General features: G+C 73.6%; 32 protein-coding genes. 14 read left to right on the forward strand and 18 right to left on the reverse strand.

The window, feature by feature from the left end; all coding sequences use genetic code 11:
* The first annotated feature begins 157 nt into the window (after nucleotides 1-157).
* From CLV63_RS09700 to CLV63_RS09710, 3 genes are read left to right on the forward strand one after another with little or no spacing between them, the layout of a single operon-like run.
* A complete protein-coding gene (locus CLV63_RS09700) occupies nucleotides 158-1,183 on the forward strand; it encodes a FecCD family ABC transporter permease (protein WP_245928694.1) in 1,026 nt (341 codons plus the stop codon).
* The gene (locus tag CLV63_RS09705) at nucleotides 1,180-2,262 is read left to right on the forward strand and encodes a FecCD family ABC transporter permease (protein WP_394339755.1); all 1,083 of its coding nucleotides are present in this window, start codon (nucleotides 1,180-1,182) and stop codon (nucleotides 2,260-2,262) included. The genes CLV63_RS09700 and CLV63_RS09705 overlap by 4 nt, the downstream gene beginning before the upstream one ends.
* 53 nt (nucleotides 2,263-2,315) lie before the next feature.
* A complete protein-coding gene (locus CLV63_RS09710) occupies nucleotides 2,316-3,161 on the forward strand; it encodes an ABC transporter ATP-binding protein (RefSeq protein ID WP_106582600.1) in 846 nt (281 codons plus the stop codon).
* A 60-nt stretch (nucleotides 3,162-3,221) separates the two neighbouring features.
* On the opposite strand, the gene CLV63_RS09715 is transcribed toward CLV63_RS09710, so the two are convergent.
* Together CLV63_RS09715 and CLV63_RS09720 are read right to left on the reverse strand one after the other, a co-directional pair.
* Nucleotides 3,222-3,521 (reverse strand): hypothetical protein, encoded by a 300-nt coding sequence (locus CLV63_RS09715; RefSeq protein WP_245928682.1) that lies wholly within the window; start codon nucleotides 3,519-3,521, stop codon nucleotides 3,222-3,224.
* Between the two features lie 8 nt (nucleotides 3,522-3,529).
* Nucleotides 3,530-3,823, reverse strand: a complete 294-nt coding sequence (locus CLV63_RS09720; protein WP_245928683.1) for an AbrB/MazE/SpoVT family DNA-binding domain-containing protein — start codon at nucleotides 3,821-3,823, stop codon at nucleotides 3,530-3,532.
* Nucleotides 3,824-4,024: 201 nt separating this feature from the next.
* On the opposite strand from CLV63_RS09720, the gene CLV63_RS09725 reads away from it, so the two are divergent.
* Together CLV63_RS09725 and CLV63_RS09730 are read left to right on the forward strand one after the other, a co-directional pair.
* Nucleotides 4,025-4,957 (forward strand): bifunctional helix-turn-helix transcriptional regulator/GNAT family N-acetyltransferase, encoded by a 933-nt coding sequence (locus CLV63_RS09725; protein WP_106582601.1) that lies wholly within the window; start codon nucleotides 4,025-4,027, stop codon nucleotides 4,955-4,957.
* A 147-nt stretch (nucleotides 4,958-5,104) separates the two neighbouring features.
* Nucleotides 5,105-5,443: a helix-turn-helix domain-containing protein gene (locus CLV63_RS09730; protein ID WP_106582602.1), complete on the forward strand. Its 339-nt coding sequence runs from the start codon at nucleotides 5,105-5,107 to the stop codon at nucleotides 5,441-5,443.
* 17 nt (nucleotides 5,444-5,460) lie between these two features.
* Here the strand turns inward: CLV63_RS09730 and CLV63_RS09735 are convergent, their stop codons facing one another.
* From CLV63_RS09735 to CLV63_RS09745, 3 genes are all read right to left on the reverse strand, one after another.
* The gene (locus CLV63_RS09735) at nucleotides 5,461-6,072 is read right to left on the reverse strand and encodes an ATP-dependent Clp protease proteolytic subunit (protein ID WP_106582603.1); all 612 of its coding nucleotides are present in this window, start codon (nucleotides 6,070-6,072) and stop codon (nucleotides 5,461-5,463) included.
* On the reverse strand, nucleotides 6,069-6,728 hold the full coding sequence (locus CLV63_RS09740; RefSeq protein WP_106582604.1) for a ClpP family protease: 660 nt from the start codon (nucleotides 6,726-6,728) through the stop codon (nucleotides 6,069-6,071). Before CLV63_RS09740 ends, CLV63_RS09735 begins: the two co-directional genes overlap by 4 nt.
* Before the next feature lie 141 nt (nucleotides 6,729-6,869).
* A complete protein-coding gene (locus CLV63_RS09745; RefSeq protein ID WP_106582605.1) occupies nucleotides 6,870-7,511 on the reverse strand; it encodes an NAD(P)-dependent oxidoreductase in 642 nt (213 codons plus the stop codon).
* A gap of 90 nt (nucleotides 7,512-7,601) precedes the next feature.
* On the opposite strand from CLV63_RS09745, the gene CLV63_RS09750 reads away from it, so the two are divergent.
* The 3 genes from CLV63_RS09750 (at nucleotide 7,602) to CLV63_RS09760 (ending at nucleotide 10,295) form a co-directional block, all read left to right on the forward strand.
* Nucleotides 7,602-8,231, forward strand: coding sequence for a TetR/AcrR family transcriptional regulator (locus CLV63_RS09750; protein WP_170134189.1), 630 nt, complete (start codon nucleotides 7,602-7,604; stop codon nucleotides 8,229-8,231).
* A 12-nt stretch (nucleotides 8,232-8,243) separates the two neighbouring features.
* On the forward strand, nucleotides 8,244-9,560 hold the full coding sequence (locus CLV63_RS09755; RefSeq protein WP_106582606.1) for an aminotransferase class I/II-fold pyridoxal phosphate-dependent enzyme: 1,317 nt from the start codon (nucleotides 8,244-8,246) through the stop codon (nucleotides 9,558-9,560).
* Nucleotides 9,561-9,656: 96 nt separating this feature from the next.
* Nucleotides 9,657-10,295 carry a DUF6069 family protein gene (locus CLV63_RS09760; RefSeq protein ID WP_106582607.1) on the forward strand — a complete coding sequence of 213 codons (639 nt, stop codon included), beginning with the start codon at nucleotides 9,657-9,659 and terminating at the stop codon, nucleotides 10,293-10,295.
* Between the two features lie 40 nt (nucleotides 10,296-10,335).
* Here the strand turns inward: CLV63_RS09760 and paaE are convergent, their stop codons facing one another.
* The 6 genes from paaE to paaN all read right to left on the reverse strand — a co-directional run bounded on the left by paaE (nucleotide 10,336) and on the right by paaN (nucleotide 15,847).
* Nucleotides 10,336-11,463, reverse strand: a complete 1,128-nt coding sequence (gene paaE, locus CLV63_RS09765; RefSeq protein ID WP_245928684.1) for a 1,2-phenylacetyl-CoA epoxidase subunit PaaE — start codon at nucleotides 11,461-11,463, stop codon at nucleotides 10,336-10,338.
* Nucleotides 11,460-11,963 (reverse strand): 1,2-phenylacetyl-CoA epoxidase subunit PaaD, encoded by a 504-nt coding sequence (gene paaD, locus CLV63_RS09770; protein WP_245928685.1) that lies wholly within the window; start codon nucleotides 11,961-11,963, stop codon nucleotides 11,460-11,462. The genes paaE and paaD overlap by 4 nt, the downstream gene beginning before the upstream one ends.
* Nucleotides 11,957-12,745: a 1,2-phenylacetyl-CoA epoxidase subunit PaaC gene (gene paaC / locus CLV63_RS09775; RefSeq protein WP_106582608.1), complete on the reverse strand. Its 789-nt coding sequence runs from the start codon at nucleotides 12,743-12,745 to the stop codon at nucleotides 11,957-11,959. The genes paaD and paaC overlap by 7 nt, the downstream gene beginning before the upstream one ends.
* Nucleotides 12,742-13,026 carry a 1,2-phenylacetyl-CoA epoxidase subunit PaaB gene (gene paaB / locus CLV63_RS09780; protein WP_106582609.1) on the reverse strand — a complete coding sequence of 95 codons (285 nt, stop codon included), beginning with the start codon at nucleotides 13,024-13,026 and terminating at the stop codon, nucleotides 12,742-12,744. Before paaB ends, paaC begins: the two co-directional genes overlap by 4 nt.
* The gene (paaA, locus tag CLV63_RS09785) at nucleotides 13,023-13,991 is read right to left on the reverse strand and encodes a 1,2-phenylacetyl-CoA epoxidase subunit PaaA (RefSeq protein ID WP_106582610.1); all 969 of its coding nucleotides are present in this window, start codon (nucleotides 13,989-13,991) and stop codon (nucleotides 13,023-13,025) included. The genes paaB and paaA overlap by 4 nt, the downstream gene beginning before the upstream one ends.
* Before the next feature lie 173 nt (nucleotides 13,992-14,164).
* Nucleotides 14,165-15,847, reverse strand: a complete 1,683-nt coding sequence (gene paaN / locus CLV63_RS09790; protein ID WP_245928686.1) for a phenylacetic acid degradation protein PaaN — start codon at nucleotides 15,845-15,847, stop codon at nucleotides 14,165-14,167.
* 245 nt (nucleotides 15,848-16,092) lie between these two features.
* On the opposite strand from paaN, the gene paaI reads away from it, so the two are divergent.
* The 4 genes from paaI (at nucleotide 16,093) to CLV63_RS09810 (ending at nucleotide 19,643) form a co-directional block, all read left to right on the forward strand.
* Complete coding sequence (gene paaI / locus CLV63_RS09795; RefSeq protein WP_245928687.1) at nucleotides 16,093-16,551, forward strand: hydroxyphenylacetyl-CoA thioesterase PaaI; 459 nt, start codon at nucleotides 16,093-16,095, stop codon at nucleotides 16,549-16,551.
* Between the two features lie 68 nt (nucleotides 16,552-16,619).
* Nucleotides 16,620-17,975: an AMP-binding protein gene (locus tag CLV63_RS09800; RefSeq protein ID WP_106582612.1), complete on the forward strand. Its 1,356-nt coding sequence runs from the start codon at nucleotides 16,620-16,622 to the stop codon at nucleotides 17,973-17,975.
* Nucleotides 17,976-18,037: 62 nt separating this feature from the next.
* Nucleotides 18,038-18,718, forward strand: coding sequence for a TetR/AcrR family transcriptional regulator (locus CLV63_RS09805; RefSeq protein ID WP_281260712.1), 681 nt, complete (start codon nucleotides 18,038-18,040; stop codon nucleotides 18,716-18,718).
* A 559-nt stretch (nucleotides 18,719-19,277) separates the two neighbouring features.
* Nucleotides 19,278-19,643: an STAS domain-containing protein gene (locus CLV63_RS09810; protein ID WP_106582614.1), complete on the forward strand. Its 366-nt coding sequence runs from the start codon at nucleotides 19,278-19,280 to the stop codon at nucleotides 19,641-19,643.
* A gap of 171 nt (nucleotides 19,644-19,814) precedes the next feature.
* Here CLV63_RS09810 and CLV63_RS09815 read toward each other — a convergent pair whose 3' ends face one another.
* The 4 genes from CLV63_RS09815 to CLV63_RS09830 all read right to left on the reverse strand — a co-directional run bounded on the left by CLV63_RS09815 (nucleotide 19,815) and on the right by CLV63_RS09830 (nucleotide 23,678).
* Nucleotides 19,815-20,528, reverse strand: a complete 714-nt coding sequence (locus CLV63_RS09815) for a M50 family metallopeptidase (RefSeq protein WP_106582615.1) — start codon at nucleotides 20,526-20,528, stop codon at nucleotides 19,815-19,817.
* Nucleotides 20,529-20,667: 139 nt separating this feature from the next.
* Nucleotides 20,668-21,591: a DUF4097 family beta strand repeat-containing protein gene (locus CLV63_RS09820; RefSeq protein ID WP_106582616.1), complete on the reverse strand. Its 924-nt coding sequence runs from the start codon at nucleotides 21,589-21,591 to the stop codon at nucleotides 20,668-20,670.
* 34 nt (nucleotides 21,592-21,625) lie between these two features.
* Complete coding sequence (locus tag CLV63_RS09825) at nucleotides 21,626-22,294, reverse strand: response regulator transcription factor (protein WP_106582617.1); 669 nt, start codon at nucleotides 22,292-22,294, stop codon at nucleotides 21,626-21,628.
* A gap of 4 nt (nucleotides 22,295-22,298) precedes the next feature.
* Complete coding sequence (locus CLV63_RS09830; RefSeq protein WP_106582618.1) at nucleotides 22,299-23,678, reverse strand: sensor histidine kinase; 1,380 nt, start codon at nucleotides 23,676-23,678, stop codon at nucleotides 22,299-22,301.
* 281 nt (nucleotides 23,679-23,959) lie between these two features.
* Here CLV63_RS09830 and relB point away from each other — a divergent pair, with 281 nt between their 5' ends.
* The gene (relB, locus tag CLV63_RS09835; protein WP_106582619.1) at nucleotides 23,960-24,184 is read left to right on the forward strand and encodes a type II toxin-antitoxin system RelB family antitoxin; all 225 of its coding nucleotides are present in this window, start codon (nucleotides 23,960-23,962) and stop codon (nucleotides 24,182-24,184) included.
* The gene (locus tag CLV63_RS09840) at nucleotides 24,168-24,440 is read left to right on the forward strand and encodes a type II toxin-antitoxin system RelE family toxin (RefSeq protein ID WP_106582620.1); all 273 of its coding nucleotides are present in this window, start codon (nucleotides 24,168-24,170) and stop codon (nucleotides 24,438-24,440) included. The genes relB and CLV63_RS09840 overlap by 17 nt, the downstream gene beginning before the upstream one ends.
* A gap of 14 nt (nucleotides 24,441-24,454) precedes the next feature.
* Here CLV63_RS09840 and CLV63_RS09845 read toward each other — a convergent pair whose 3' ends face one another.
* From CLV63_RS09845 to CLV63_RS09855, 3 genes are read right to left on the reverse strand one after another with little or no spacing between them, the layout of a single operon-like run.
* Entirely contained in the window at nucleotides 24,455-24,889 is a 435-nt protein-coding gene (locus tag CLV63_RS09845; protein WP_106582621.1) for an SRPBCC family protein, read from the reverse strand.
* A 13-nt stretch (nucleotides 24,890-24,902) separates the two neighbouring features.
* On the reverse strand, nucleotides 24,903-25,706 hold the full coding sequence (locus CLV63_RS09850) for a GPP34 family phosphoprotein (RefSeq protein ID WP_106582622.1): 804 nt from the start codon (nucleotides 25,704-25,706) through the stop codon (nucleotides 24,903-24,905).
* A gap of 4 nt (nucleotides 25,707-25,710) precedes the next feature.
* Nucleotides 25,711-26,376, reverse strand: coding sequence for a GOLPH3/VPS74 family protein (locus tag CLV63_RS09855; protein WP_106582623.1), 666 nt, complete (start codon nucleotides 26,374-26,376; stop codon nucleotides 25,711-25,713).
* Nucleotides 26,377-26,454 lie beyond the last annotated feature (78 nt).

Genomic DNA, 26,454 nt, shown 5'->3' on the forward strand with positions numbered 1-26,454 from the left:
GCTCGGTTCGAAATTTCCGGTTACGGAGGAATGCGGTGCCTCTCCACTCTCCGCGCGCCCATCGGTTGCGCCCGGACGGCGCGCGATGACACTGGAGCGCCTGGCCTCCGTCGACGACGACCCCCGCACCGACGACAGCACGGCCGCCGCGGCCGCGATGCGCCGCCGCACCTCCGCGCACGCACGCGTGCACCTGATGCGCGCCGGCGGGCTGCTCGCCGCGATCGGCGCCCTCGCCCTGTGCGTCATGCTGAGCGTCTCCGTCGGCGCCAAGCCCATCCCGCTCGCCACCGTTGCCGACGCGCTGTGGAACTTCGACGGCGGGTACGACCAGAGCGTCATCTTCGAACTCCGGCTGCCGCGCACGATCCTCGGCGTGTTCGTCGGCATGGCGCTCGGCCTCGCCGGCGCCCTGATGCAGGCGCTGACCCGCAACCCGCTCGCCGACCCCGGCGTACTCGGCATCAACGCCGGCGCGGCCGCGGCCGTCGTGGTCGCGATCTTCGTCTTCGGGCTGACCAGCGTCTCCGCCTACGTGTGGTTCGCGTTCCTCGGGGCGGCCGTCGCCGCCGTCGCCGTCTACACCCTCGGCGCGCGCGGCCGCAGCGGGGCCACCCCCATCCGGCTCGCGCTCGCGGGCACCGCCGTCGGCGCGGTGCTCATGGGGTTCATCCACGGCGTCATCGTCACCAACAACTTCGTGTTCGACCAGATCCGCTTCTGGCAGGTGGGCTCGCTGGTCGGCCGCGACATCGGGATCTTTTTGAAGATCCTGCCGTTCCTGCTCGTCGGCATCGTCGTCGCGCTGTTCCTCGGCCCGGCGCTGAACGCCATCGCCCTCGGCGAGGACCTCGCGGCTGCGCTCGGCGCGCACATCAACCGCACCCGCCTCGTCACGGCGCTCGCCATCGTGCTGCTGTGCGGCGGCGCCACCGCAGCGGCCGGGCCAATCGGGTTCGTCGGCCTGACCGTCCCGCACGTCGCACGCGCCATCGTCGGCCCCGACCAGCGGTGGCTGCTCCCCTACTCGGCCGTGCTCGCCGCGATCCTGCTGACCGGCGCCGACACACTCGGCCGGGTCGTCCTGCCCAACGGCGAACTGGAGGTCGGCATCATCACCGCACTGGTCGGCGCCCCCGTCTTCATCGCACTGGTCCGCCGCACGAAGATGGCCTCGCTGTGACCGCCACACTGCCGAACCGCTCCGACCCCGCGGGCGCGGCCCCGCCGGCGCGCGTCATGCGCCTCGCCGGGGGCCGGGTGTCGTTCCGGCTGCGGCGCCGCATGGCCGTCGTCTACGGCGTACTCGCCGCGGGGGTCGTCACCGTCTTCTGCGTCTCCCTGATGGTCGGCGACTACGCCATCGCCCTGCCCGACGCCCTGCTGGCGCTGGTCGGCAGCGGCGAACGGCTCGACGTGTTCTTCGTCCAGGGCGTGCGGCTGCCGCGGGCGTGGACCGCCGCGCTGGTCGGCGCCGCCCTCGGTGTCGCGGGCGCGGTGTTCCAGAGCCTGTCGCGCAACCCGCTGGGCAGCCCCGACATCATCGGGTTCACCCAGGGCGCGTCCGCGGGTGCCGTGCTGAACATCCTGGTCCTCGGCGGCGGGATGGTCGCGACCTCGGTCAGCGCCGTGCTGGGCGGCGTGGTCACCGCCGGCCTGGTGTACCTGCTGGCGATGAAGAACGGCGTGCAGGGCTACCGGCTCATCCTGGTCGGCATCGGCATCAGCGCGATGCTGCTGTCGCTGCGCGACTACCTCATCACCCGCGCCGAGCTCAACGACGCCATCCAGGCGCAGGTGTGGATGATCGGCAGCCTCAACGGCCGCGACTGGCCGCAGGTCATCGCCGTGGCGGCCGGTGCGGGCGTGCTGATCCCGGTGATCTTCGCGCTCGGCCCGCGGCTGCGGCTCATGGAGATGGGCGACGACATCGCGCAGTCGCTCGGGGTGCGTATCCAGTCCACGCAGGCCATCGCGCTGCTCACAGCGAGCGCGCTCACCGGTGTCGCCATCGCCGTCGCCGGGCCCATCGCGTTCGTCGCGCTGATGGCGCCGCAGACCGCGCGCCGCCTGGCGCACGCCGACGGCACCACCCTGGTGGGGTCGGCCCTGATGGGGGCGTTCCTGCTGCTGCTCGCCGACCTCGCCGCGCAGCGGGCGCTCGCGCCGACCCAGCTCCCGGTGGGTGTGGTGACCGCAGTACTCGGCGGCAGCTACCTGGTGTGGCTGCTGCACCGCGAATGGCGTACCGGCCGCGCCTGAGGCCACGCGAACCGCCGGCCGGCCCGCGCCGGCCACCAACCTACGGAGAGACCATGCCGGAACCGTCCCGCTTGTGGGGAGACCGCCTCACACTCGCCTACGACCAGCGCGTCATCTCGCGCGATCTCGGCATCACCATCCCCGACGAGTCCTTCACCGTCGTGGTCGGCCCCAACGCCTGCGGCAAGTCGACCCTGCTGCGGGCGCTCTCGCGGATGCTCAAGCCCACCAGCGGCGCCGTGCACCTCGACGGCCAGGTCATCGGCTCCTACCCGTCGAAGGAGGTGGCGCGGCGCCTGGGGCTGCTGCCGCAGTCGTCCATCGCGCCCGACGGCATCACAGTGGCCGACCTGGTGGCGCGCGGGCGCTACCCGCACCAGAAGTTCCTGAAGCAGTGGTCGCGCAGCGACGAGCACATCATCGCCGACGCGATGGCGGCGACCGGGGTGACCGACCTCGCCGAGCGCATGGTCGACGAGCTGTCGGGCGGGCAGCGCCAGCGGGTCTGGCTCGCCATGGTGCTGGCCCAGCAGACCCCGCTGCTGCTGCTCGACGAGCCCACGACCTTCCTCGACATCGCGCACCAGATGGACGTCCTCGACCTGTGCGCGGAACTGCACCACGACCGCGGCTACACCCTGGTCGCGGTCCTGCACGACCTCAACCACGCGTGCCGCTACGCCACCCACCTCATCGCGATGAAGGACGGCCAGGTGGTCGCCGAGGGCGACCCCGCGGAGATCATCACGGCCGACCTGGTCGAGCAGGTCTTCGGGATGCCGTGCACGGTGATCCCCGACCCGGTGACCGGCACCCCGCTGGTGGTCCCCGCCGACCGGCAGGGCCGAATCGCCCGCCGCTCCGACCAAACCCCCGCCGAGGACCGCCGCACCGCCTGACGGCATCCGTCCCGGGTCGGCGCGGGACTCACACGGTATGCGCAGCGGTGGCGGCCGGGTTCACGGCGGACCCGGGTCGAAGATCTTGTGCGTGCCTACTCGGCGCCAGATCACATGGGGCCTGCCGGGGTGGAGTTCCGGCCCGTACTGCCATGTGGCGCGCCCGTCGGGCGCCCACGTCATCTCATAGACCCCGGGAACGCCCTGAACGCCCTTGACGCGCAGGCCCGGACGGAACGCACCGTCTTGGACGTCGGGGGCGAACTCCTCGGTGACCACCTTGCGGAACCGTGCGAACTGCTCTGGGCTGAGCCGCTTGAGGTCGGCCTTGAACCGCGGGGTGGTGGCGAATGTGGCCACGGCTTCTCTCAGCGCTCCTCTTCGGCCTCGTCGAACATCGCCTCGGCGTCATCGAAGACGGTGGTCCGCCCGGCGGCGATCTGAGCTTCGGCCTCGCGCTCCCCGGCCTGCCAGTCGGCATCCCAGAACCACCGCTGGTCGGCGGGGATCGGGGCAAGCCCGCGCAGGCTGACCTCGCCGTGTTCGCCAATGGCGAATTCGACCTCGTCGCCCTCACCGATGTGCAAGGCAGCACTGACGTCCTTGGGCAGAGTGATCTGGTTCTTGTGCCGGATCACGGCACGACGGCGCTTGGTGTCCATTGCGGTGTCCCCCTTCTCACTCTCCCAGTCTGCGTCGGAAAGTAGGAAAGTTCAACTCTCTTACTCTCATGACTCTCTACCCCCGACGTGGCGAAGGGACAAAGGCCCGCAGTCCGGAATGCCGACCACGCGTGCGGCTTGTGCGGAGGACGCGAGCGCGCTAATTTGATTGACATAGTCAATGAATTACTTGAGGTAGTCATGAACCAGCATGCCAGTGCCGCCATGGTCGCCGAGCTTCGATCGTTCAACCGCTTCTACACCCGCCAGGTCGGCCTGGTCAGCCCCGGTCACCTGGGCTCGCCCTGGTCGCTGACCGAGGGCCGCATCCTCTACGAACTCCTCAGCGCCGGGCGCCGCGAGACGGTCGAGCTGCGCGACGCACTCGACATCGACCCCGCCCAGCTCAGCAGGGTGCTCGGCCGGCTCGAACAGGGCGGGCTGCTGACCCGGGCACCCTCCCCCGACGACGGCCGCCGCCAGACCGTCGCCCTCACCACGGCCGGCGGCCGCGCGGCCGCCCTGCTCGACGACCGGTCCAACGCCGCCATGCGGGAGCAGCTCGACCGGCTGCGCCCCGCCGACCGGAACCGGCTGCTCAGTGGCATGGCCGAGATCCGCCGCATCCTCGGCGACGGCGCCGGCCCGCCCCCGGCGACCGTGCTGCTGCGCCCGGTGCGGCCGGGCGACCTCGGCTGGGTGGTCGAGCGCCACGCCGTCCTCTACGCCGCGGAGTACGGCTGGGACCACACCTACGAGGGGCTGATCGCCGAGGTCGTCGCTGATTACGCGCGCACGGCCGACCCGAACCGGGTCGCCGGGTGGATCGCCGAACTCGATGGCGAACGCGTCGGCAGCGTCTTCTGCGTCCGCAAGGACGACACCACCGCGAAACTGCGCCTGCTGCTCGTGGAGCCGGCCGCGCGCGGGCACCGCATCGGCAGCCGCCTGGTCGACACCTGCATGGACTTCGCCCGCACCGCCGGGTACAAGCGCATGACGCTGTGGACCAACGACGTCCTCTCCAGCGCTCGGCACATCTACCAGCGGGCCGGCTTCGAGCTGGTGCACTCCGAGGAGCACCGCAGTTTCGGCGCCGACCTGGTCGGCCAGACCTGGGAGCGCGACCTGTGAACCGCCGGACCCGGCCGGGGCCGCAGCGGGCCGCGATTATGCCGCCCGCGGAACCGGTGCGGCGGGCGCACCGATCCGTGGCGGCAGGGCGCGGGGCGGCATAGGCTTGCCGGGACGACCCGACCGGCGGACGGCAGCGGAGGCACCATGACCGATCGCATCCTGCACGCCGTCCCCGATCCCCGCGACGACGACCCGCTCATGCGCGACCTCGTCGGCACCGCGCTGCGCCGCGCCCGCCTGGAGCAGGGCCGCACCCTGCGCGAGGTCGCCGAGGCCGCCCAGGTGTCGCTGCCGTACCTGTCGGAGATCGAACGCGGCCGCAAGGAGCCGTCGTCCGAGGTGCTCGCCGCGGTCTACCGCGCGCTGGGCCTCCAGCTCATCGACCTGGTCGGCGACCTCCACACCCAGCTCGCGGCGCCCGCGCGGCACTCCGCGCCGACCGCGCCCCGCACCGGCCCGCAGGCCATGCTCATGGCGGTCTGACCGGCACGGAGCCCGCGTCACGCGGCGTCGGCCGCCACCTGCCGGGTCGCGATCAACTGGTCCACCAGGCCGTACTCCCGCGCCTGCCGCGCCGTGAAGATCTTGTCGCGGTCGGTGTCGTCCCGCAGCCGCTCCACTGTCTGCCCGGTGTGATGCGCGAGGATCTCCTCCAGCTCCGCCCTGGTCCGCAGCACCTCGGCCGCCTGGATCTCCAGGTCGGCGGCCTCGCCCTGGCCCTGGGTCGACGGCTGGTGCAGCAGCACCCTGGCGTGCTGGAGCGCCACCCGCTTGCCTTCGGCGCCGGACGCGAGCAGCACGGCGGCCCCGGAGGACGCCTGGCCCATGCAGAAGGTCGCGACGTCGGCGCGCACGTACTGCATGGTGTCGTAGATCGCGGTGACGGCGGTCGTGGAGCCGCCCGGCGAGTTGATGTACAGCTGGATGTCGCGCTCGTTGCTCTCGTAGTCCAGGTACAGCATCTGCGCCATGACCACGTTGGCGACGTCGTCGTCGATGGCGGTGCCGAGGAAGATGATCCGGTCCGACAGCAGCCGGCTGAACACGTCGAACGAGCGCTCCCCTCCGGGGCTGCGGTCGACGACCATCGGCACCGTGTAGCGCCCGCTCATGCCGCGCCTCCCTTGCCCGCGGCGACGCCCGCACTGAACCCGAACCCGCGGGCCCCCTCGCCCAGCTCCGCCGCGCTCTCGACCACGCGGTCCACGAACCCGTACTCCTTGGCCTGCTCGGCGGTGAACCAGCGGTCGCGGCGCTGGTCCTCGGCGATCACCTCCCTGCTCTGGCCGGTGTGCTCGGCGATGAGCCGCTGCATGGTCTCCTTGGTGTAGGCCAGGTTCTCGGCCTGGATGGAGATGTCGGCCGCCGTGCCGTTCAGGCCGCCCGACGGCTGGTGCATCATGATCCGCGCGTGCGGCAGCGTGTAGCGCTTGCCCGCGGTCCCCGCGCACAGCAGGAACTGCCCCATGCTGGCGGCGAAGCCCATCGCGAGCGTCGAGACGTCGTTGGGGATGAACCGCATGGTGTCGTAGATGGCCATGCCCGCGCTGACGGAGCCGCCGGGGCTGTTGATGCACAGCGTGATGTCGCGCTTCGGGTCCTCCTCGGCGAGCAGCAGCAGCTGCCCGCAGATGCGGTTGGCGATCGCGTCGTCCACCTGCTCGCCGAGGACGACGATCCGGCCGTGCAGCAGCCGTCCTGCGATCTGGTCGTCGAAGGGGGCGGCGGGGGTCTCCGCCACCGCCAGTCGTGGCTGGGTCGAGAACACGCTTCCTCCTCCTTGTCCCGGCCGCCGGGGGCGGGCGCCCCCGTGCCGGTCATCCCAGCGTGCGGCCGCGGGGAGAGCGGAAGCGAGCGTTTCTGCCCTGCGGAGATCTGCTGCCGGCAGAGCCGCCGCCGGGCGGCGCGGTCACGCCGCGGCGCCGATGACGGCGCGGGACACCGCAGGGTCGGCGACCAGGTCGAGGACAGCGTCGGCGAGGTCGGACCGGGAGATGCGGATCCCGCCGCGCACGTTCGCCTCGCGCGCCGTCCGGTAGCGGCCGGTGCGGCGGCCGTCGGTGAGCATCGGGGCGCGCAGCACCACCCAGTCGAGGGCGTCGAGCTCGCCGCCGCGCAGCAGCGCCTCCATGCGGATCGCGTCGGCGCGGGTGTTGCGCAGGACGCGGCGCAGGATGGGCTTCGCGACGATCCGGGTCAGGGGCCCGTCGCCGGCGTCGGCGACGGTGCCCTGGCTGAGGACGAGCAGCCGCGACACGCCCGTCGCCGCCATGGCGTGCCCGATGCCGCGGGTGGCGTCCCTGATGACGTCGCTGCGCTCGTTGAGCGGGCCGCGCCCGCCGATCGCCGAGACCACCGCGTCGCAGCCCGCGAGCGCGGTGGCGGCGGACTCCGGGTCCATGGGGTCGGTGACAACGGTGTGCAGTCCGGGCTCGGCGGCGAACGCGCCCGGTGTGCGCACCGCGGCGGTGATGTCGTGGCCGCGGGCGATGCCCTGCTCGACGATCCTGCGGCCGGTCCCGCCGGTGGCCCCGAACACGGCGATCTTCATGGCAGCCTCCATCGTGGATGTGGGTAGTGAGTACTTACTCACCACTAGGATCATAGTAAGCAGCCACCAACGAGCATTCAAGGGGGCCCGTTGACCACACGCGACCGGATCCTCGACGCCGCCGCGCAGGTCATGCGCGAGCGCGGCCTCGCGCGGGCCACCACCAAGGAGATCGCCCGCGCGGCCGGCTACTCCGAGGCCACCCTCTACAAGCACTTCCAGGACAAGCAGGACCTGTTCCTGCACATGCTCCAGGAGCGCCTGCCCCCGCTGGGCGACGTCATCACCATGGCGTCGCAGCGGGCCGGGAGCGGCACCGTCCGCGGCACCCTCGAAGGGATCGCCGCCGCTGCGATCGCCTTCTACGCCGAGGCGTTCCCCTCCGCCGCGTCGATCATCTCCGAGCCCCGGCTGTCGGCCGCGTTCCGCGCGGGGCTGAAGCAGCGCGGCGCGGGTCCGCACGTCCCGAACACGATGGTCGCCGCGTACCTCCGCGCGGAGGTCGGGCTCGGCCGCCTGCCCGCGCGCACCGACCCCGAGGCGGCGGCGTCCCTGCTGCTCGGCGCCTGCTTCCAGCACGCGTTCCTCGGCCACTTCGACACCCGCCCCGCGCTGGCCCGTTCCGATGCGGAGCCCGCGGCCCGCCTGGTGGCGACCCTGCTCGCCGGGATCGGCGCCGACCCGGACGCCGAGGACAGCGGGGACGGCGGGACCGGCTGAGACAATGGGGCCATGGGCATCACCGGCACCCGCTCCCAGGAGATCGCCGACAGCGTCGAGACCGCCATCACGGGCGGCGAACTCGCCACCGGGACCCCCCTGCCCCCCATCCGCGACCTCGCCGTCGACCTGGGGGTGAACCCCAACACGGTGGCGGCCGCCTACCGCACGCTGCGCGAGCGCGGCCTCATCGAGACCGCCGGCCGGCGCGGCACCCGGGTCCGCGCCCAGGCGGCGAGCGCCCACCGCGACGTCCGGCCGAGCGCCGTCCCCGCCGGGGCGCGCGACCTCGCCACCGGCAACCCCGACGTCCGGCTGCTGCCCGACCTGGGGGCCGCGCTCGCAGCCGTCGCCGGGGCCCGTTCCGGCGCGCACCGGCTGTACGGCGACCCCCCGATCTCCCCGGCGCTCGCCGCCGCCGCGCACGAGATCTTCGCCGCCGACGGCGACGGCGGCGGCGACGTGGCCGTCACCTCGGGCGCCCTCGACGGGATCGACCGGGCGCTGCGCTGCTCGCTGCGCCCCGGCGACGCCGTCGCGGTCGAGGACCCCGGCTGGCCCAGCCTCTACGACCTCCTCGCGTCACTCGGCCTGAAGCGGCTGCCGGTCCGGGTCGACGACGACGGCCCCCTCCCCGAGGACGCCGCCGCGGCGCTGCGCGCCGGTGCCCGCGCCCTGCTGCTCACCAGCAGGGCGCAGAACCCGTCGGGCGGCGCGCTGGGCGAGGCGCGCGCGGCAGAGCTGCGCGCCCTGCTGGCGCCGCACCCCCGGACCCTCACCATCGAGGACGACCACGGCTTCGGCCTCACCGACCTGCCGTTCTGCCGTGTCGGCGGCGCCACCCGCCAGTGGGTGGTGGTGCGCTCCGCCGCCAAGAGCTTCGGGCCCGACCTGCGCCTGGCCGTCGTCGCCGGCGACGGGGCGACCATCGACCGGATGCGCACCGGGCAGCGCATGGGGCCCGGCTGGGTCAGCCACGTCCTCCAGGAGGCGTTCGCCGAGCTGTGGCGGCGCGGCGCCGTCGACGTCGCCGCCGTCGCGCGCTCCTACGCGCTGCGCCGCGACGCGCTCACCGCCCGCCTGGCGGAGCACGGCGTCGCCGCGGCCGGCCGCTCCGGTGTGAACGTGTGGGTCCCGGTGGCGGACGAGGCGGCGGCAACCGCCGACCTGCTGGCGCGCGGGTGGGCGGTGACCCCCGGCGCGCCGTTCCGGCTGGGCTCCCCGCCGGGGCTCCGGGTCACCGTCTCCGCTCTCGACACGCCCGAGATCCCCGGGCTGGCGGCCGACATCGCCGCGGCGGTGCAGGCGCCGAGCGCTCCCCCCGTCTGACACCCCGGTCACCATCCTCGCCTGGAGTGATTACTCTAGGTAACATCGGGTATGGAGCATTCGACCGATATCTGCGCCGGATCGAGGGGTCACGGCATGGAGGTGCTCATGCAAGGGCGCGACGTCAACACCGTCAAACTCTGGGCGGGCGGGATCGCGACCGCCGTCGTCGCCGGTCTGGTCATCCTGGTCGGAACGCTCCTGGTGCGCGGGGCGCTGGGCATCCCCGTCCTCGCGCCAGAGGAGGCCGGCTACTTCGGCGACGCCAGTACCGGCGTCTACGCCGCCATGGCGGCGCTGGCGGCCCTGCTCGCCACCGGGCTGCTGCGGCTGCTGCTGGTCGCCGCGCCGGCCCCGCTGAACTTCTTCGGCTGGATCGTGATGCTGGGCACCGCCGTCGCCGCGGTCACCCCGTTCACCCTGTCGGCCGCCTTCCCGAGCCAGGTCGCGACCGCGGCCATCAACACCGTGGCCGGGGTCGCGATCGTCACGCTGCTCACGGGGGTCGGCGCGAGCTCGGTGCGGCGCCCGCCGCACGCCGCCCGGCGCCCGGTCCGCGAGGACGGCACCGAGCCGGGCAGCGGCTACACGCACGGCGGCGAGGACGACCGCGAGACCTACCGCGCGGGGCACCGCGACGCGTTCGACGAGGGGACCGACGACACCCTCTACGGCGGGCGGCACCGCGACATCGACGACGGCACCGAGGCCACCTGGCACGACCGGCGGCAGTGACCCCGGCGCCGCCGCGGCCCGCTGGCGCTCACGCGTCGTATCACGCGTCGTAGTCGAGGACCACCTCGGCGCCTTCGGGCCGCGACTGGCAGGTCAGGACGTACCCGGCGGCGACCTCCGCGGGGTCGAGCGCGTAGTTGCGCGCCATCTGCACCCCGCCCTCGTCGACCTTCGCCCGGCACGTGCCGCACACGCCGCCGCGGCAGGCGAACGGGGCGTCGGAGCGCACCCGCAGGGCCGCGCCCAGGACGGTCTCGGTGTCGCCGTCGACGTCGACCGTGCTGGTGCGGCCGTCGAGGGTGAACCGCACGCTGGTGGTCGCGCCCGGCGCGGCGCCCTCGGCGCGGCGCCGGGGCGGCGGCGGGTCGTCGCCGACGTGGAACAGCTCGAAGTGCACCGCGCCATCGGGGACGCCGCGGCCGCGCAGCTCCGCGCGCACCAGTTCCACCAGGTCGAACGGCCCGCACAGGTACCAGTGGTCGACGCCGCCCGGGCGGATCAGCGAGGTCAGCAGGAGGTCGATCCGCTCGGCGTCGATGCGCCCGCTGGTCACCGGCGCGCCGGTCGCCTCCCTGCTGAGGACGTTGAGCAGCTGGAACCGGTCGGGGTGGCGGTCCTTGAGGTCGTTCAGCTCCTCCAGGAACATGACGTCGCCCGCCGTGCGGTTGGCGAAGACGAGGGTGAACCGGCTCAGCGGCTCGGCGGCGAGTGTGGTCGCGACGAGCGACAGCACCGGCGTGATGCCGCTGCCCGCCGCGATCGCCACATGGGTGCGCGCGGCGCCGGGGTCGAGGGGGACGTTGAACCCGCCCAGCGGGGGCAGCACGTCCAGCACCGCGCCGGGGCGCAGGGTGTCGTTGGCGTAGCGGGAGAACACCCCGCCGTCGAGCCGCTTCACCGCGATGCGCAGCGGGCCGTCGGGCGCCTGGGCGCAGATGGAGTAGTTGCGGCGCACCTGCTCCCCGCCGAGTTCGCACCGGACGGTGAGGTGCTGCCCCTGCACGAAGCGGAAGCGCTCGGCCAGCTCGGGCGGCACGGCGAAGGTGACGGTGACGGCGTCGGCCGTGAGCCGGTCGACGGCGGCGACCCGCAGCGCGTGGAACCGGTGCGCGCTGCGCTGCCGCGGGAGCACCGCGGGCCCGCCGGGCGCGGCGCCGCCGGCCGTCACAGCGCCTTCATGTGGTCGAAGGGCTCCCGGCAGGCGCCGCACACGTAGAGCGCCTTGCACGCGGTCGAGCCGAAGCGGCTGAGCAGGCGCGTGTCGGGCGACCCGCACTGCGGGCAGCGGACCGAGAGGGCCACGGGCACGGGCCCCGTGCGGGCGGTCGCGGGCCCGGGTGGGGCGATGCCGTTCTCGGCGAGCTTGCGGCGGCCGTCGGCCGAGATCCAGTCGGTGGTCCAGGGCGGCGAGAGGACGGTGCGCACCTCGGCGTCCGGAATGCCGCCGGCGGCGAGGGCGCCGCGGATGTCGGCGCGGATGGCGTCCATGGCGGGGCAGCCCGAGTAGGTCGGGGTGACGACCACCTCGACCGCGCCGCCGGAGGTGCGGCCGACGCCGCGCACGATGCCGAGGTCGCCCAGCGTGAGCATCGGCAGCTCCGGGTCGGCGACCCCCTTGGCGAGCCGTTCGGCGCGGCCGTCGGCCGCCGTGTCGCGCGCGCTCACCACGCCGCCCCCGGGTGCGAGCGGTGCACGTGCTGCATCTCCGCGAGCAGGAAGCCGAAGGACTGCGTGTGCAGCCCGTGGCGGCCGCCGCGGCCGCCCGGCCCCGCCTGCGGGGGGAGATCGGGCCGGTGCAGGCCGGCCTCCGCGAGGACGGCGTCGACGGCGGAGTCCCACGCGGGGCGCAGCCCGGCGGGGTCGACCCCCGCGCCCGACGCCGCGGCGGCGCTGATGACGGGGTCGGCGGTGAACATCTCGTCGACGTGCGGCCAGGCCGCGTCGAGGGCCGCGGCCATGCGCGCCGCGCTCTCCTCGGTGCCGTCGCCCAGGCGCACCGTCCACTGCGCCGCGTGGTCGCGGTGGTAGTCGAGCTCCTTCACTGCCTTGCCGGCGACCCCGGCCAGGACGTCGTCGGTCGAGGCGGCGAGCGCGGCGTAGAGCTCCCGCGCGTAGCAGGAGAACAGCAGGTGCCGGGCGATGGTGTGCGCGAAGTCGGTGTTGGGCAGCTCCACGAGCAGGCAGTTGCGGAACTCGGGTTCGTCGCGCAGGTAGGCGAGCGTGTCCTCGTCGCGGCCCTCGCCTTCGAGTTCACCCGCCCGGGTGAGCAGCGGGCGCGCCTGGCCGAGCAGGTCGAGGGCGATGTTCGCCAGGGCGACGTCCTCTTCGAGCTGCGGCGCCCGGGTCACGACCTCGGCCATGCGGTGCCCGGCGATGAGGGCGTCGTCGCCGAGGCGCAGCAGGTAGCCGGCCGTCGCGGCGTCGGTGCCCGGCCCGGTTCCGGTGGTCACAGGTGGTCGACCCCCTCGGGCACCTCGTAGAACGTGGGGTGCCGGTAGACCTTGTCGTCGGCGGGGTCGAAGAAGGACGCCTTGTCCTCGGGCGCCGACGCGGTGATCGCCGCCGCGGGGACCACCCAGACGCTCACCCCCTCCTGCCGCCGGGTGTAGAGGTCGCGGGCGTTGTGCAGCGCGTGCCCGGCGTCGGCGGCGTGCAGGCTGCCGACGTGGGTGTGCGACAGGCCGCGGCGGGCGCGCACGAACACCTCCCAGAGGGGCCACTCGCCGCTCACCGCGCGGCCTCCCGTGCGGCGGCGCGGTCGGCCTGCTTCGCGGCGTGCGCGCGGGCGGCCTCGCGGACCCAGGCGCCGTCGGCGTGCGCGGCGCGGCGGTGCTCGATGCGCTGCCGGTTGCACGGCCCGTCGCCCTTGAGGACCGCGGTGAACTCGGCCCAGTCGACGGCGCCGAAGTCGTAGTGCCCCCGCTCGGCGTTCCACGCGAGGTCGGGGTCGGGCAGGGTGAGGCCGAGCGCGCGGACCTGCTCGGCGATGATGTCGACGAACCGCTGCCGCAGGTCGTCGTTGGAGTACCGCTTGATCCGCCAGGCCATGGACTTGCCGCTGTGCGCGGACTCGGAGTCGGGCGGGCCGAACATCATCAGCGACGGCCAGTACCAGCGGTCGACGGCGTCCTGGGCCATGGCCCGCTGCCGCGGGGTGCCCCGGGCCAGCACGTGCAGGATCTCGAAGCCCTGCCGCTGGTGGAAGCTCTCCTCCTTGCAGATGCGCACCATGGCCCGCGCGTAGGGGCCGTAGGAGCAGCGGCACAGCGGCACCTGGTTGGTGATGGCCGCCCCGTCGACCAGCCACCCGATGGCGCCGACATCGGCCCAGGTGGGTGTGGGGTAGTTGAAGATCGACGAGTAGCGCTGGCGGCCCTCGTGCAGCAGGTCGAGCAGCTCGGCCCGGTCGACGCCCAGGGTCTCGGCCGCGCTGTAGAGGTAGAGCCCGTGCCCCGCTTCGTCCTGCACCTTCGCGATGAGCACGGCCTTGCGTTTCAGGCTCGGCGCGCGGGTGATCCAGTTGCCCTCGGGCTGCATGCCGATGATCTCGGAGTGCGCGTGCTGCGCGATCTGGCGGATGAGGGTCGCGCGGTAGTCGTCGGGCATCCAGTCGCGCGGTTCGATGCGCTCCTCGCCGGAGATCATCGCGTCGAACCGCTGCCGCGGACCCGCGGGGGCGGTGCCGGTGAGCGTCATGGGATGTGTCCTTCCGGCGGCGCCCCGGAGCGGGGCGCCCAATTACCTACCGAACGTTCGGTTAGAAAATACTGCGCCGCGGGACCGCGGTCAATGCCCCGGACGTCGATGCCCCCGAACGGAGGCGGGCCGTGCCCGCCCGCGCCGGTACGCGCGGACGGGCACGGGGCGGATCAGACCGGGCGGCGCGACTGCACGAACGAGAATCGGCCGGCGACGAACGCCGGATCGGTCAGCGACGCCGTCGCCGCCGGGTTCGCACCGCTGCCGTGGTAGTCGCTGAACGCGGCCGACTGGTTCACGAAGACCTGGCCGGTGAGGTTCGCCGACATGTTCACCCCTGCCGCCAGCGCGCTCCGCTCCGCGTCGTCGAGCACGCCGGTGTCGGTGGAGTACACCGCTGCGGTCAGCGCGCCGCGCTCGCCCACCGTCTCGCGCAGCAGGCGCAGCGACTCGGCGGTGTCCTCGGTGCCGATGACGAAGGAGATGGGGCCGAAGTGCTCCCGCCCGTAGACGTCGCGGCGCGCGACGTCGACCCGGACGATGAGCGGCGTGCGCACCACCGCGTCGGCGAAGTCGGGGTGCGCCACCGGCGCCGACCCGCGCACCACGGCGCCGAGCGACTCGGCCTCCTCGATGCGCCCGAGTACCGCGTCGCCGCTGATGGCGCCGAGAATGCCGGTGGCCCGGCCGACGTCGCCGAGCAGCCGCGACACCGCCTCCCCGAGGTCGGCGGCGACCTCCTCGGCGGACTTGCGGCCCTCGTCGGTGTCGATGCCGCCGCGCGGCACGAAGATGTTCTGCGGCGTGGTGCACATCTGCCCGCTGTACAGCGACAGGGAGAACGCGAGGTTGCCGAGCATCGCGGCGTAGGCGTCGGTCGAGTCGAGGACGACGGCGTTCACCCCCGCCTTCTCGGTGTTCACGAATGCCTGGCGGGCGTGGGCCTCCAGCCAGTCGCCGAACTCGGTGGACCCGGTGAAGTCGACGACGCGCACCTCGGGCCGGACGGCGAGGGCGGCGGCGACGCGCTCCTCGGGGCGCTCGGCGGCGAGCAGGACGGTGTCGGGGTCGAACCCGCACTCGGCGAGCACCTCGCGCGCCACGGCGACGGTGATCGCGAGCGGCAGGACCGCGCGCGGGTGCGGCTTGACGATCACCGGGTTGCCGGTGACCAGGCTGGCGAACAGCGCGGGGTAGCTGTTCCAGGTCGGGAACGTCGCGCAGCCGATGAGCAGCGCCACGCCGCGCGGCACCACGTGGAAGCGCTTGTCCATGACCTGGGGGTCGCCCTTGCGCTGCGGCTTCTCCCAGCGGACCGACCCCGCGTAGCGGGCCGTGAGGTCGTAGCCGTAGGCCACCGCCTCCAGCCCGCGGTCCTGCGCCTGCGGGCCGCCGGCCTGGAACGCCATGACGAACGCCTGGCCGCTCGTGTGCTGCACGGCGTGCGCGATCTCGAAGCTCCGCTTGTTCAGCCGGTCCAGGATCTCCAGGCAGACGCCGGCGCGGGCGTCGGGGCCGGCGTCGCGCCACCCGGGCAGCGCGGCCGCCGACGCGGCGATGAGCGTGTCGGGGTCGGCGTGCGGGTAGCCGACGCCGAGCGCGATGCCGTACGGGGAGCGCTCGGTCACGACCCTGTCGTCGCCGCCGGGCTGGTCGAGCGGGAAGTCCTTTCCGAGGTAGCCCTCGAACGCCGCCTGCCCGCGCTCGGCCGCGTCGGGCCCGTAGACCTTGGGGCTCGGCGACTCCGGGTAGGGCGACCAGAAGTGCCGGCCGCGGACCGCGGCCACCGCCTCGTCCAGTGTCGTCCGGTGCCGTTCGAGCAGTTCCGCCGGTTCCGTGCTGACGTGGCCCACGAGTCCGTACTCCCAACCATCGCATCGGGCCGGCCCGTTCCACCGGCCGCGGCCACCGGGTACTCCGGCGGACGCGGCCGGGCGGGCCATCGGGCCGACCCTTGACAGAGCACCCGCCCGTGGTGCTTTGCTGATGGGGTATTCCTAACCGACCGTTCGGTAGGGCGCAAGGGCCGCAGCGGCCCGGTGCCGCGACCGGGCGGCGAGCAGTGGGGTGGCCGCGCGCCCCGCGGAGACGAGCGCCCGTGTACCAGCCGCCGCACAACGGTGCCGACCCGCAGCGCACGGCCGAGGAGTCGGTCGCGGCGATGATGGCGGCCGACGTGTCGGCCGGCCCGCTGGGGATCGACGTCGACCGGGTGGCCCCGGGGCGCGCCCGCGCCACCATGCGCGTCACCCCGGCCATGGTCAACGGCCACGGCCTGTGCCACGGCGGCTATGTCTTCCTGATCGCCGACACCGCGTTCGCAGCCGCGTGCAACACCTACGGGGTGGCGACCGTCGCCGCCGGCGCCGACATCACCTTCGTCGCGGCGGCCCGCGCCGGCGACCTGCTCACAGCGCACGCCACCGAGCGCACCCGCTACGGCCGCAGCGGGCTCTACGACGCCACCGTCACCCGCGCCGCCGCGTCCGCCGGCCCGGACGAGGTCATCGCCGAGTTCCGGGGCCGCAGCCGCGCGCTGCCCGCCGCCCGGCGCTGAGGACCCGACCCCCGCCGACCCGACACTGCGGCCCCGGCACCGAGGCCCCGACCCTGAGGACACCGACCATGACCGAACCGGCCCCCGGAATCGCACCGCCTCCCGTCGCGGTCCCCCGCCAGTCCCGCGGTGCGCACGGGCCACCCCTGCTCGACGCCATGGAGCAGGTCGGCCCCGCGGAACTCGCGGAGCACCAGTTGCGCCTGCTGCGGTGGAGCGTCCGGCACGCGTACACCCACCAGCGCTTCTACCGCGCCAAGTGCGACGCCGCCGGGATCGGCCCCGACGACCTCGGCACGCTCGCCGACCTCACCGCGTTCCCGTTCACCACCAAGCAGGACCTGCGCGACGCCTACCCGTTCGACGCCATGGCGGTCCCGATGGACCGGGTCCTGCGCGTCCACGCCTCCAGCGGCACCACGGGGCGCGCCACCGCCGTCGGTTACACGCGCGGCGACCTCGACGTCTGGGCCGACCTCATGGCGCGCAGCGTCCGCGCCTCCGGCGGGCGGCCCGGCGAGAAGGTGCACGTGGCCTACGGCTACGGGCTCTTCACCGGCGGCCTCGGCGCGCACTACGGCGCCGAGCGGCTGGGCTGCACCGTGATCCCCGCCTCCGGCGGGCAGACGCCGCGCCAGGTGCAGCTCATCACGGACTTCCGCCCGGAGACCATCATGGTCACCCCCTCCTACCTGCTCACCATCGCCGACGAGTTCCGCAGGCAGGGGCTCGACCCGCGCGCCACCTCGCTGCGCACCGCGATCCTCGGCGCCGAGCCGTGGACCGAGGACATGCGCGCCGAGATCGAGGCGGCCTTCGACCTGGACGCCGTCGACATCTACGGGCTCTCGGAGGTCATGGGGCCCGGTGTGGCGAACGAGTGCGTGGAGGCGAAGGACGGGCCGCACATCTGGGAGGACCACTTCCTGCCCGAGGTGGTCGACCCGGCGAGCGGCGCGGTCCTGCCCGACGGCACCGACGGCGAACTGGTCTTCACCTCGCTCACCAAGGAGGCCATGCCCGTCATCCGGTACCGGACGGGCGACCTGTCGCGGCTGTCCCCCGGCACGGCGCGGCCGGCGTTCCGGCGCATGGCGAAGGTCGCCGGCCGCAGCGACGACATGATCATCCTGCGCGGGGTGAACCTGCTCCCCACCCAGGTGGAGGAGCTGGTCCTGCGCACACCCGGCCTCGCGCCGCACTTCCTGCTCGTCCTGCGCCGCCCCGCGCGCCTCGACGAGCTGACCGTGCGGGTGGAGCACCGGCCCGGCGCGGCGGGGCCCGACATCGCCGCCGCCGGCCCGCTGCTGTCGGCCGCGCTGCGCGACTACGCGGGCGTGCGCGCCGGGATCGAGGTGGTGGCGCCCGGCGCGCTGGAGCGGTCGGTCGGCAAGGCCGCCCGCATCCTCGACGAGCGCCACTGATGGCGCCCGGTGCCGTACCCGCTGCCGTGCCCGCAGCGTCTCCCCCGGTAGATTCGGTCACTGTGGCCATCACTCCGCCGACCGGTCCGCCCCGATCCCGTGCCGGGCGGCCCGGCCACGACGCCGACTCCGTCCTCCGCACGGCGGTCCGGGTGTTCAACGAGCGCGGCTACGAGGGCACCAGCATGGAGGACCTCGCCCGGGCGCTCGGCATCACCAAGTCGGCCATCTACCACCACGTCAGCGGCAAGCAGGAGCTCCTGCGGCAGGCGCTCGACCGCGCGCTCGACGCGCTGTTCGCCGTCACCGCCGAGCCCGGAGCCGCCGCCGGCCCGGCGATCGACCGCCTCGAACACGTCGTGCGCGGCAGTGTGACGGTGCTGGTCGCCGAACTGCCGCACGTCACCCTGCTGCTGCGGGTGCGCGGCAACACCGCCGTCGAGCGGCGCGCGCTGGCGCGCCGGCGCGAGTTCGACCAGATAGTGGCGGGGCTGGTCCGCGAGGGCGCCGCCGCCGGCGAGATCAGGGCCGACATCGACCCCGAGATCGCCGGGCGGCTGCTGTTCGGCATGGTCAACTCGCTGATCGAGTGGTACCGTCCGGGCCGCGGCCTCGACGGGGCCGAACTCGCCTCGGTGGTCGCAGCCGTGGCGTTCGACGGCCTCCGCACGGAGCCGCGACCGACATCACAGCGGCCGCAACCGGCCGCGGCGGCCCCACCGCCGGACCCGCCGCCCCGATGAACGTGGCGACCGACACACCGCCGCACACGGGCGGGCCCCGCTGGATGCGGGTGACCTGCGCATTCGCCCGGACCCCCGACACCGGCGGCGCGCCACCCAGCGAACTCACAACTCGGGCATCGAACCCGAACGGCCCGAAGGTCTCACGAACGTCACGAAAGGGCCACAGTCCATGTGGTAGTGTCCGGGACAGGCGCTGTATTAAGCGACTTAGGAAATGAGCGGACCCTACGCTCACGGCTCACGAGCGTCTCACATAACGGACCACGAGGGCCACCACCAGGCCGAGCGGCCGGAGCCCGTCACCGCCTGAGGTTTTCCCACACACGGGTCGGCGCCGCACCCTCGGTAAAAGCGGCGAATTCACCTATGCCCGACCTGCCATGAGCAGGGTCGGCCATGAGGGGTCAAACACATAATGAGTCAGCAGTACTGCCACAGCGGCGCAACCCAGTCGGTCCCGCAGCACGGCCCACAAGGCCGGCTCCGGATCGCCGGTGTGCGCTCCGCCGTGCCGCACAGCCGGACGACCGGATCGGCGTACCACCCCGGAGACAGGATGCCTGCGCTGAAGGTGACCACCTGTCCGCATGACGACGGCACGGTGCTCCTCCTCGAAGGCGAGATCGACATCGCGACCGAGGACCAGTTCCACGCCGCCGCGGTCGGTGCCGTCGAAGCCGAACCGCACGGCCGGGTCGTCCTCGACTGCCAGGACCTCAACTTCATCGACTCCAGCGGCCTGCGGGTGCTCATCCAGACCCACAAGTCCGCCAAGGAGCACTACGGCCACGTCCTGATCGCCGCCCCCAACGCCCGTGTCGCGCAGATCCTGCGCGTCACCGCGATCGACAGCCGCATCCCCGTCTTCCCGTCCGTGGCCGACGCCCTCGCCGCACCGCTGGAGACCGCCACTCCCGGCTGAGCGCGCAGCCCCGATCCGGCGCCACAGGGGCGCCCCGCCATGGCGGGGCGCCCCTTCGCCACGTCCCGGGTGCACAATCGCCCCCATGAACCGCACCGCCCCCGCAGCGACCGGCGACCCCGCAGCAGAGACCGCGCCGGAGGCGCGGTGAGCGCGGCGCGGGCCCGGGGCTCAGGGGAACAGGAGTAGCCAGACCCCGAACGCGAGGACGGCGACGTTGACGGCGCCGAAGAAGAACACCCACGCCGTCCCCGGCACGCCCGTGAGGCGGTCGAGCTGGTCGGCGTCGGAGTGCGGCGACGGCTGGCGCACCCGCTGCCCCTGGAGCTCGAACACCGGGCGCACCCCCGCCACCAGCATGAACCAGGTGAACAGATAGGCGAACGCCGCCTGGACCTCGGCGGGGGTGAACCACGACACCAGGAACACCAGTGCCCCGGTGCCGACCAGCGACACCACGCCGTAGACGTTGCGGATGAGCAGCAGCATCGCGGCGAGCACCAGGATGCTCATCCACAGCAGCATCGTGATGCGGTCGTTCATCAGCAGCAGGATGCCGACGAGGCCCACCAGCGACGGGGTGATGTACCCGGCGGCGACGGTCAGGATCATCCCGATGCCGTCGGGGCGGCCCCGCGAGACCGTGACCCCGGAGGTGTCGGAGTGCAGCCGGATACCGGTGAGCTGGCGCCCGCTGACCAGCGCCACTACGGCGTGCCCGCCCTCGTGCGCGATGGTCACCACGTTGCGGGCCACCCGCCACGGCCCGCTCGTGAGGACCAGCCCCAGCGCGACCACTCCGGCGGCGGCCACCAGCCAGTACGGCGGGGCCGGCTGAGTGCGGAAGACGTCCTGCCAGACCTCCGCCAACGACGTTGCTTCCATGCCCCCACGCTCTCCGCTCGGACCGCCCGTGCCACCGGGCCGCGTTCTCGCTCTGCGCTATGGACTGTAGGTCATGGCCGGCGTCCGCGCCGACACGCCGGACGCCCCATGGCCGCAGCGCAGCGGGCGCCCCGCGGCGCTACCGGTCGGCAAGGCCGATCCGCACCGGCCCGGCCGTGGTGTCCACGTCGATGAGGGAGTCCGCTTTGGGGCTGGTCGGGACGGCGATGTCGCGCTCACCCAGCGACGACTCCCCGGTGACCCGGTAGGTGCCGTCGGGGACCTCGAGGGTCACCGGCCCCGCGGTGGACTTCGCCGCGAGTTCCTTGAACGGGGTCCCGGTGGAGACGCGGATCTTGCCCGTCACCGTCTCGACCGACGCGGTGGTGAACCCGCCGCCGAGCGACACCGAGCCGTTCACGGAGCCGACCGTCGCGTCGTCCGCGGTGAACCCGGTCGCGTCGACGCCGCCGTTGACGGACTCGGCGACCAGCGTGCCGCCCTTGCCCGCCACGGCGACCTTGCCGTTGACGGACACCGCGCGTACGTCGCCCTCGATCCCGGTCAGGCGGAGCGGCCCGTTCGTGTTGTCCGCGACGACGTCGGCCTCGACCCCCCGGACCGAGATCGCGCCGTCCTGGGCGTCGAGGTCCAGTTCCGTACCGCGGGGGACCTTGACGGTGTAGTCCACGGCGCAGCCGCCCACGATCCGGAAGCCGCTGCACCCGGCGTCGACCGTGAGCACACCGCCCTTCCTGCGGAGCGAGTCGTCGGCGCTCTCGCCGAGCGGGCTGCGTGTGGAGCGCTCGACGGTCACCTCGTCGCCGCCGACGCCGACGACCTCGATCGAGCCCTTCGTCCCGTTCTCCACGACCACGGTCGCCACCCCGCTGAAGGAGTCGCGCTCCGTCCCGCCGTGCGTGCTGATCATGCTGATCCCCGAGACCAGTCCCGCGCAGACCGCGAGGATCCCGAGGAGCACGCCGGCGGCCAGCCAGCCGACGCGGCGGCCGCGCGGCACCTTGCTCGAAGCGGCGTACAGGCCCCTGCCGGTGAATGTCATCGTCTGTCCTTTCGGGCCGTGCGTGGTGTGGGGGTCAGGAGGCGCCGGCGGCACTGGTGCTGCTGCGGAGGAACCGCAGCACGGCGAGTACCCGGCGGTGATCGTGGTCGTCGTGGCCGAGGTCGAGCTTGGTGAAGATGGCGCGGATGTGCTTCTCGACCGCGCGTTCGGTGATGAACAGCCGCGCGGCGATGCCCGCGTTGTTCAGCCCTTCGGCCATGGCCGCGAGGACGTCGTTCTCCCGCGGGCTCAACCGGTCCAACGCCCCGGCGCGGTTCCTGCTCAGCAACTGCGACACCACCTCTGGGTCGATGGCCGCGCCGCCGTCGGCGATGCGGCGCAGGGTGACCACGAACTCGTCGATGTCGGCGACCCGGTCCTTGAGCAGGTAGCCGACCTTGGTGGACCCGCCGCCGAGCAGTTCGGCGGCGTACCGGCCGACCACGTGCTGCGAGAGCAGCAGGACGGCGACACCGGGGTACTCGGCCCGGATGCGGATGGCGGCGTGCATGCCCTCCTCGGAGTGGGAGGGCGGCATGCGGATGTCGATGAGGCACAGGTCCACGTCGGGGTGGGCGGCGACGGCGGCGAGCAGCTCGTCGGCGTCGCCGGCCTCGGCGACGATCCGGATCCCCTCGTCCTCCAGCAGCTTCACCATGCCGCTGCGGAGCAGCACCGAGTCCTCGGCGATGATGACTCTCATCGGTCTATGCCTCCCAGGGGATGTCCGCGGTGAGGACGGTGCCCTCACCCGCGGGGCTGTGCACGACGAGCCTGCCGTCGACGGCGTTGATGCGGTCCCAGAGCCCGTAGAGCCCCGTTCCGGCGTCGGGGTCGGCCCCGCCGGCGCCGTCGTCGGCGACCGTGAGCCGGAGGAGGTCGCCGCCCGCGTCGTCGGCACCCACCCGCTCGGCCGCGACGGTGACGGCGCCCGCTCCGGCGTGCTTGGTGATGTTGGTGAGCGCCTCGCAGGCCGCGTAGTAGGCGACGCCCTCGGCGCGCGGGGACGGGCGCTCCGCGAGGTCCACGCGGACCTTGACGGGCAGCGGGCAGCGCCCGGCGGCGACCGGCAGGGCCGACTCCAGCCCGTGGTCGGTGAGGACCTTGGGGTGCAGTCCCCTGGCGACGTCGCGCAGCTCCGCCATGACCGCCTTCGCCTCGATCTGCGCCTGGCCGAGGAGTTCGCGCGCCTTGTCCGGGTCGCGGTCGAACTTCGCGCGGGCGCGGGCGAGCGTCATGGTGACCGCGAGCAGGCGCTGCTGGGCGCCGTCGTGCAGGTCGCGTTCGATCCTGCGGCGCTCGGCCTCGGCGACGTCGACCATTCGGAGCCTGCTGTCGCGCAGCTCCACCAGGCGCCGCCGCACCTGCGCCTCGGGCACGTCGAGCAGCAGGCGCTTGGTCAGCGACGTCTCGGCGCCGATCAGGGCCGGCGCGATCAGCAGGCTGAGCAGCGCCGCGACCGGCCCGACGGCGAGGCTGAACGGGACGGCCTCGTGCCATGCGGGCGCCGCGCTGGTCAGCTCGCCCTGGGCGGCCGCGATGCCGAGCCCGATGAGGATCCCCGCGGAGGTGCCCACCCCGTAGATGACCAGGCCGAGCGCGAGGGAACCGGCGAACAGGCCGTACAGGCCGATGACGGTGCTGCGGTAGACGGCGGCCCACGCCTCGCGGCCGAGGAGGTAGTCGAGGACGCGCAGCACCATCGGCCGCGGGTGCGGCGGCTCCGGGATCGGCAGCGGGGTCTCGACGATGCCGAACAGGCCCGCCAGCCGGGCCCGGCCGACCCAGCAGGCCGCGCGGGCGAGCAGGGTCGCGGCGACGGCCGGGGCCAGGATCATGCTGAGGAAGGCGCCGCCGACGCCGGCACCGTTGGGGTAGCCGAGGAGGCTCATGCGGACGGTGTCCGTGAACTCGACCAGCCCGCCCAGCAGCCAGGCCGCGGGGACCAGGTGCAGGAGGGCCAGCACCAGCGAGGTGAGCAGGTAGGTCAGCGCGACGGCGCGGTCGCCCCACGTGCGCGCCGTGGTGAGCCCGGCCGCGGCGCGTGCCGCGGCCGCGCGCACCCGCCCCGTTCCAGCCCCCGCCATTGGTGCCCCGCCCCTTTGTCCGACCGCCTGTCCGACCGTTTCTCAAAGGTACGGAGTCGGGGTTCCGCGTCGCCATGGCGCGAACACGACGCCACGGGTAGTGCGAGCACTACCCGGGCGTCACCGGTGTCGCGACAAGGTGGGACACGGAGGGTCAGGAGTCCGCTACTCTTTCCCCCTCGACCGCGACCTCCTGACAGGACACCACCGGCATGCCCCGACGTATTTTCTGTCATACAAGTATTATCTGTAATACGTGTATGACAACTATGGAGGCACCGATGCTGACCGTCAGGTTTCCCGACGCGATCGAGGAGCGCCTCGCCGTCCTCGCCCGCGAGACCGGCCGCTCGAAGAGCTACTACGTCCGCGAACTGGTCGCCAACAATCTGGATGATATGGAAGACGTCTACCTGGCCGAACGCGAAGTCGAAGACCTCCGTGCCGGCCGTACGCGCTCGATCCCCCTCGATGAAGCCATGGCAGAGTATGACCTGGAAGATTGAGATCACCCCGCGCGCCGACCGCGCGCTCCGCCAGATCGACCGGAAGGAGGCCGAGCGGATCCGGGACTTCCTCTACGAGCGCATCGCCCCCGCGGAGGACCCCAGGTCCCTCGGCGACGCACTCCAGGGCGCCCGGATGGCGGGGCTGTGGCGGTACCGGGTGGGCGGCTACCGGTTCGTGGTGCACATCGAGGACGAGGTCGTCCGCATCGTCGTCGTCCGCATCGGCCACCGCCGCGAGGTCTACCGCTCGTAGCCGGGGCGGCGCGGTCAGCCGGTCTCGGCGAGGCGCTTGAGCCGCGGCAGGGTGCGCTCGATGCCGCGGGCGTTGCGCGCGGGGATTCCGAGCAACTGGTACACGCCGCGCGGCGCACGGGTGTAGTCGAAGGTCTCGGTGACCCTGGTGGCGCCGTCGCCGAACGGGGCCAGCTCCCAGCGCCAGCGGTGCGGTCCGGCGTGCCGCCAGGCGATGCGGCGCCCCTCCTCGAACTCCACCACGCGATTGGAGATCCGGTACGGCAGCCCGAGCACCATGTCCATGCCGAAGCGCGCGCCGCGTGTGAGCCGTTCGGGCCCCTCCACCAGCCCCTTCACCGAGCCCGACCCGTCGAACTCACTGTGGCGGTGCGGTGCGGCGAGGATGTCGAAGATCGTCTGGGCGGGCGCGTCGATCACGACGCTCCGCGACACGAGGTGGGTGGCCATGGGCGAGATCCTCTCAGGCCCCCAGGATCGGCCGCACGAGGCCCGCCCCGATCGCGGCGGCGAGCGCGATCTGGATCCGCTGGACGGTGGAGCGGACCGCCCCGCCCACCTCCGCGGCGACCTCCCCGCCGGTGGCGTCGCCGCGGACCGCGGCGGCGATCGCCTTGCGGCGCCGCGACCGGGCCTGGTCGGGCAGCAGCCGGGCGTCGAGGCCGGTCGCGGCGAGCAGGGCGAGCAGGACCCCGGTGCGCGCGTCGGGGACACGCCCGGTCCGCACGGCCGTCCGCAGCGCCTCGGCGCGATCGGCGGCCGCCGCGGGGTCGGCGGCGGCGTACCTCGTGACGGGCACGCCGAACGGGCCGGGGCGGCTCTCGGCGCGCAGGATCCCCGCAGCGACGGCGCGCCGCAGCAGCCTGCGGCGCAGCTTGCGGCCCTGGACCTTGTGCACCCAGGAGGCGAGTGTGCGGCGCCGGGTCTCGGCGGCGATGGTGCCGGCGATGTCGGCGAGCTCGGCGTCGGAGTGCGCGGCCTGCTGCGCGCCCAGCACCCGCGACCGCTCCAGTTGCAGCCGGCCCGCCAGTGCCAGCTCCGCCAGCAGCGCCCCCGCGAGGCCGCAGTTCACCGCCGCGAACCGGCCGCGGGGGCGGCCGGTCGCCGGGTCGAGTGTGAGGACGAGGAGGTCGTCGGCGAGGAGCCGCGCCGCCGGGCGGTTCTCTCGGCCGTTCTCTCGGCCGTTCTCTCGACCGTTCTCGCTGTCTCTCTCGGGGTCGTGCCCGCGCGCCCTGTCGGGGCGGGTCCGGGTGGTGCCGCGCGTCATCGGATCAGCTCCCGGCGGCGCCGGCCGAGCCCGCGGAGGCGGCCGCCGCGGTCGCGGCCTCGATCGACTGGATCACCGACTTCACGGCCCTGCCGATCTCGTCGCCGGCCATGACCGCCTTGATCATCCGGCGGCGCTCCCCCTGCGGCAGTTCGCGGAACAGCTTGCGGTCGACGCGCACGGCGCCGCACAGCGCCAGCAGCGCGACCGACCTGGAGTCGGCGGGGTGCTCCTGCCGCAGGACCGAGCCGAGCCGCAGGACCAGGTCGTCGCGCTGCCCCGGCTGGGCGGGGCGGTAGTCGTTCATGGGGAAGATCCCGAGCGCCCGGCGGGCCTGGTGGGTCAGGACGCCGTGCGCCACGGCGCCGCCCAGCAGCGCCTTGCGCAGTCGCGCGTTCTGGACCTTGGTGACCCACCACTTGATCTTGCGCGGGCGCGGCTCGGCCGCGACGCGGGCGGCGAACCCGTCGAGCTGGGGATCGCCCATCGGTGCGCCGTCGAGCGGGTACAGGCGCTCGGCGTCGATGCCGAGGCGCCCGGCCAGGGCGAGGTCGGCGACCATGGCGCCGACCAGGCCGCAGGTGAGCCGGGTGGAATCGACCAGTGGACGGCCCGTTCCGGGGTCGTAGCACAGGAGCAGCAGCTCCTCGGCGATCGTGGTCTTCGGCATGCTTCCCTCTCGTGGCCGGGTGTCGACCGGGTCCCCTCCGCGCCGCGGTGCCCCGATTATGGCACCCGCCCCGGGCCC

Origin of the sequence: Murinocardiopsis flavida (assembly GCF_003014485.1) — a bacterium.
Classification (GTDB): Bacteria; Actinomycetota; Actinomycetes; order Streptosporangiales; family Streptosporangiaceae; genus Murinocardiopsis; species Murinocardiopsis flavida.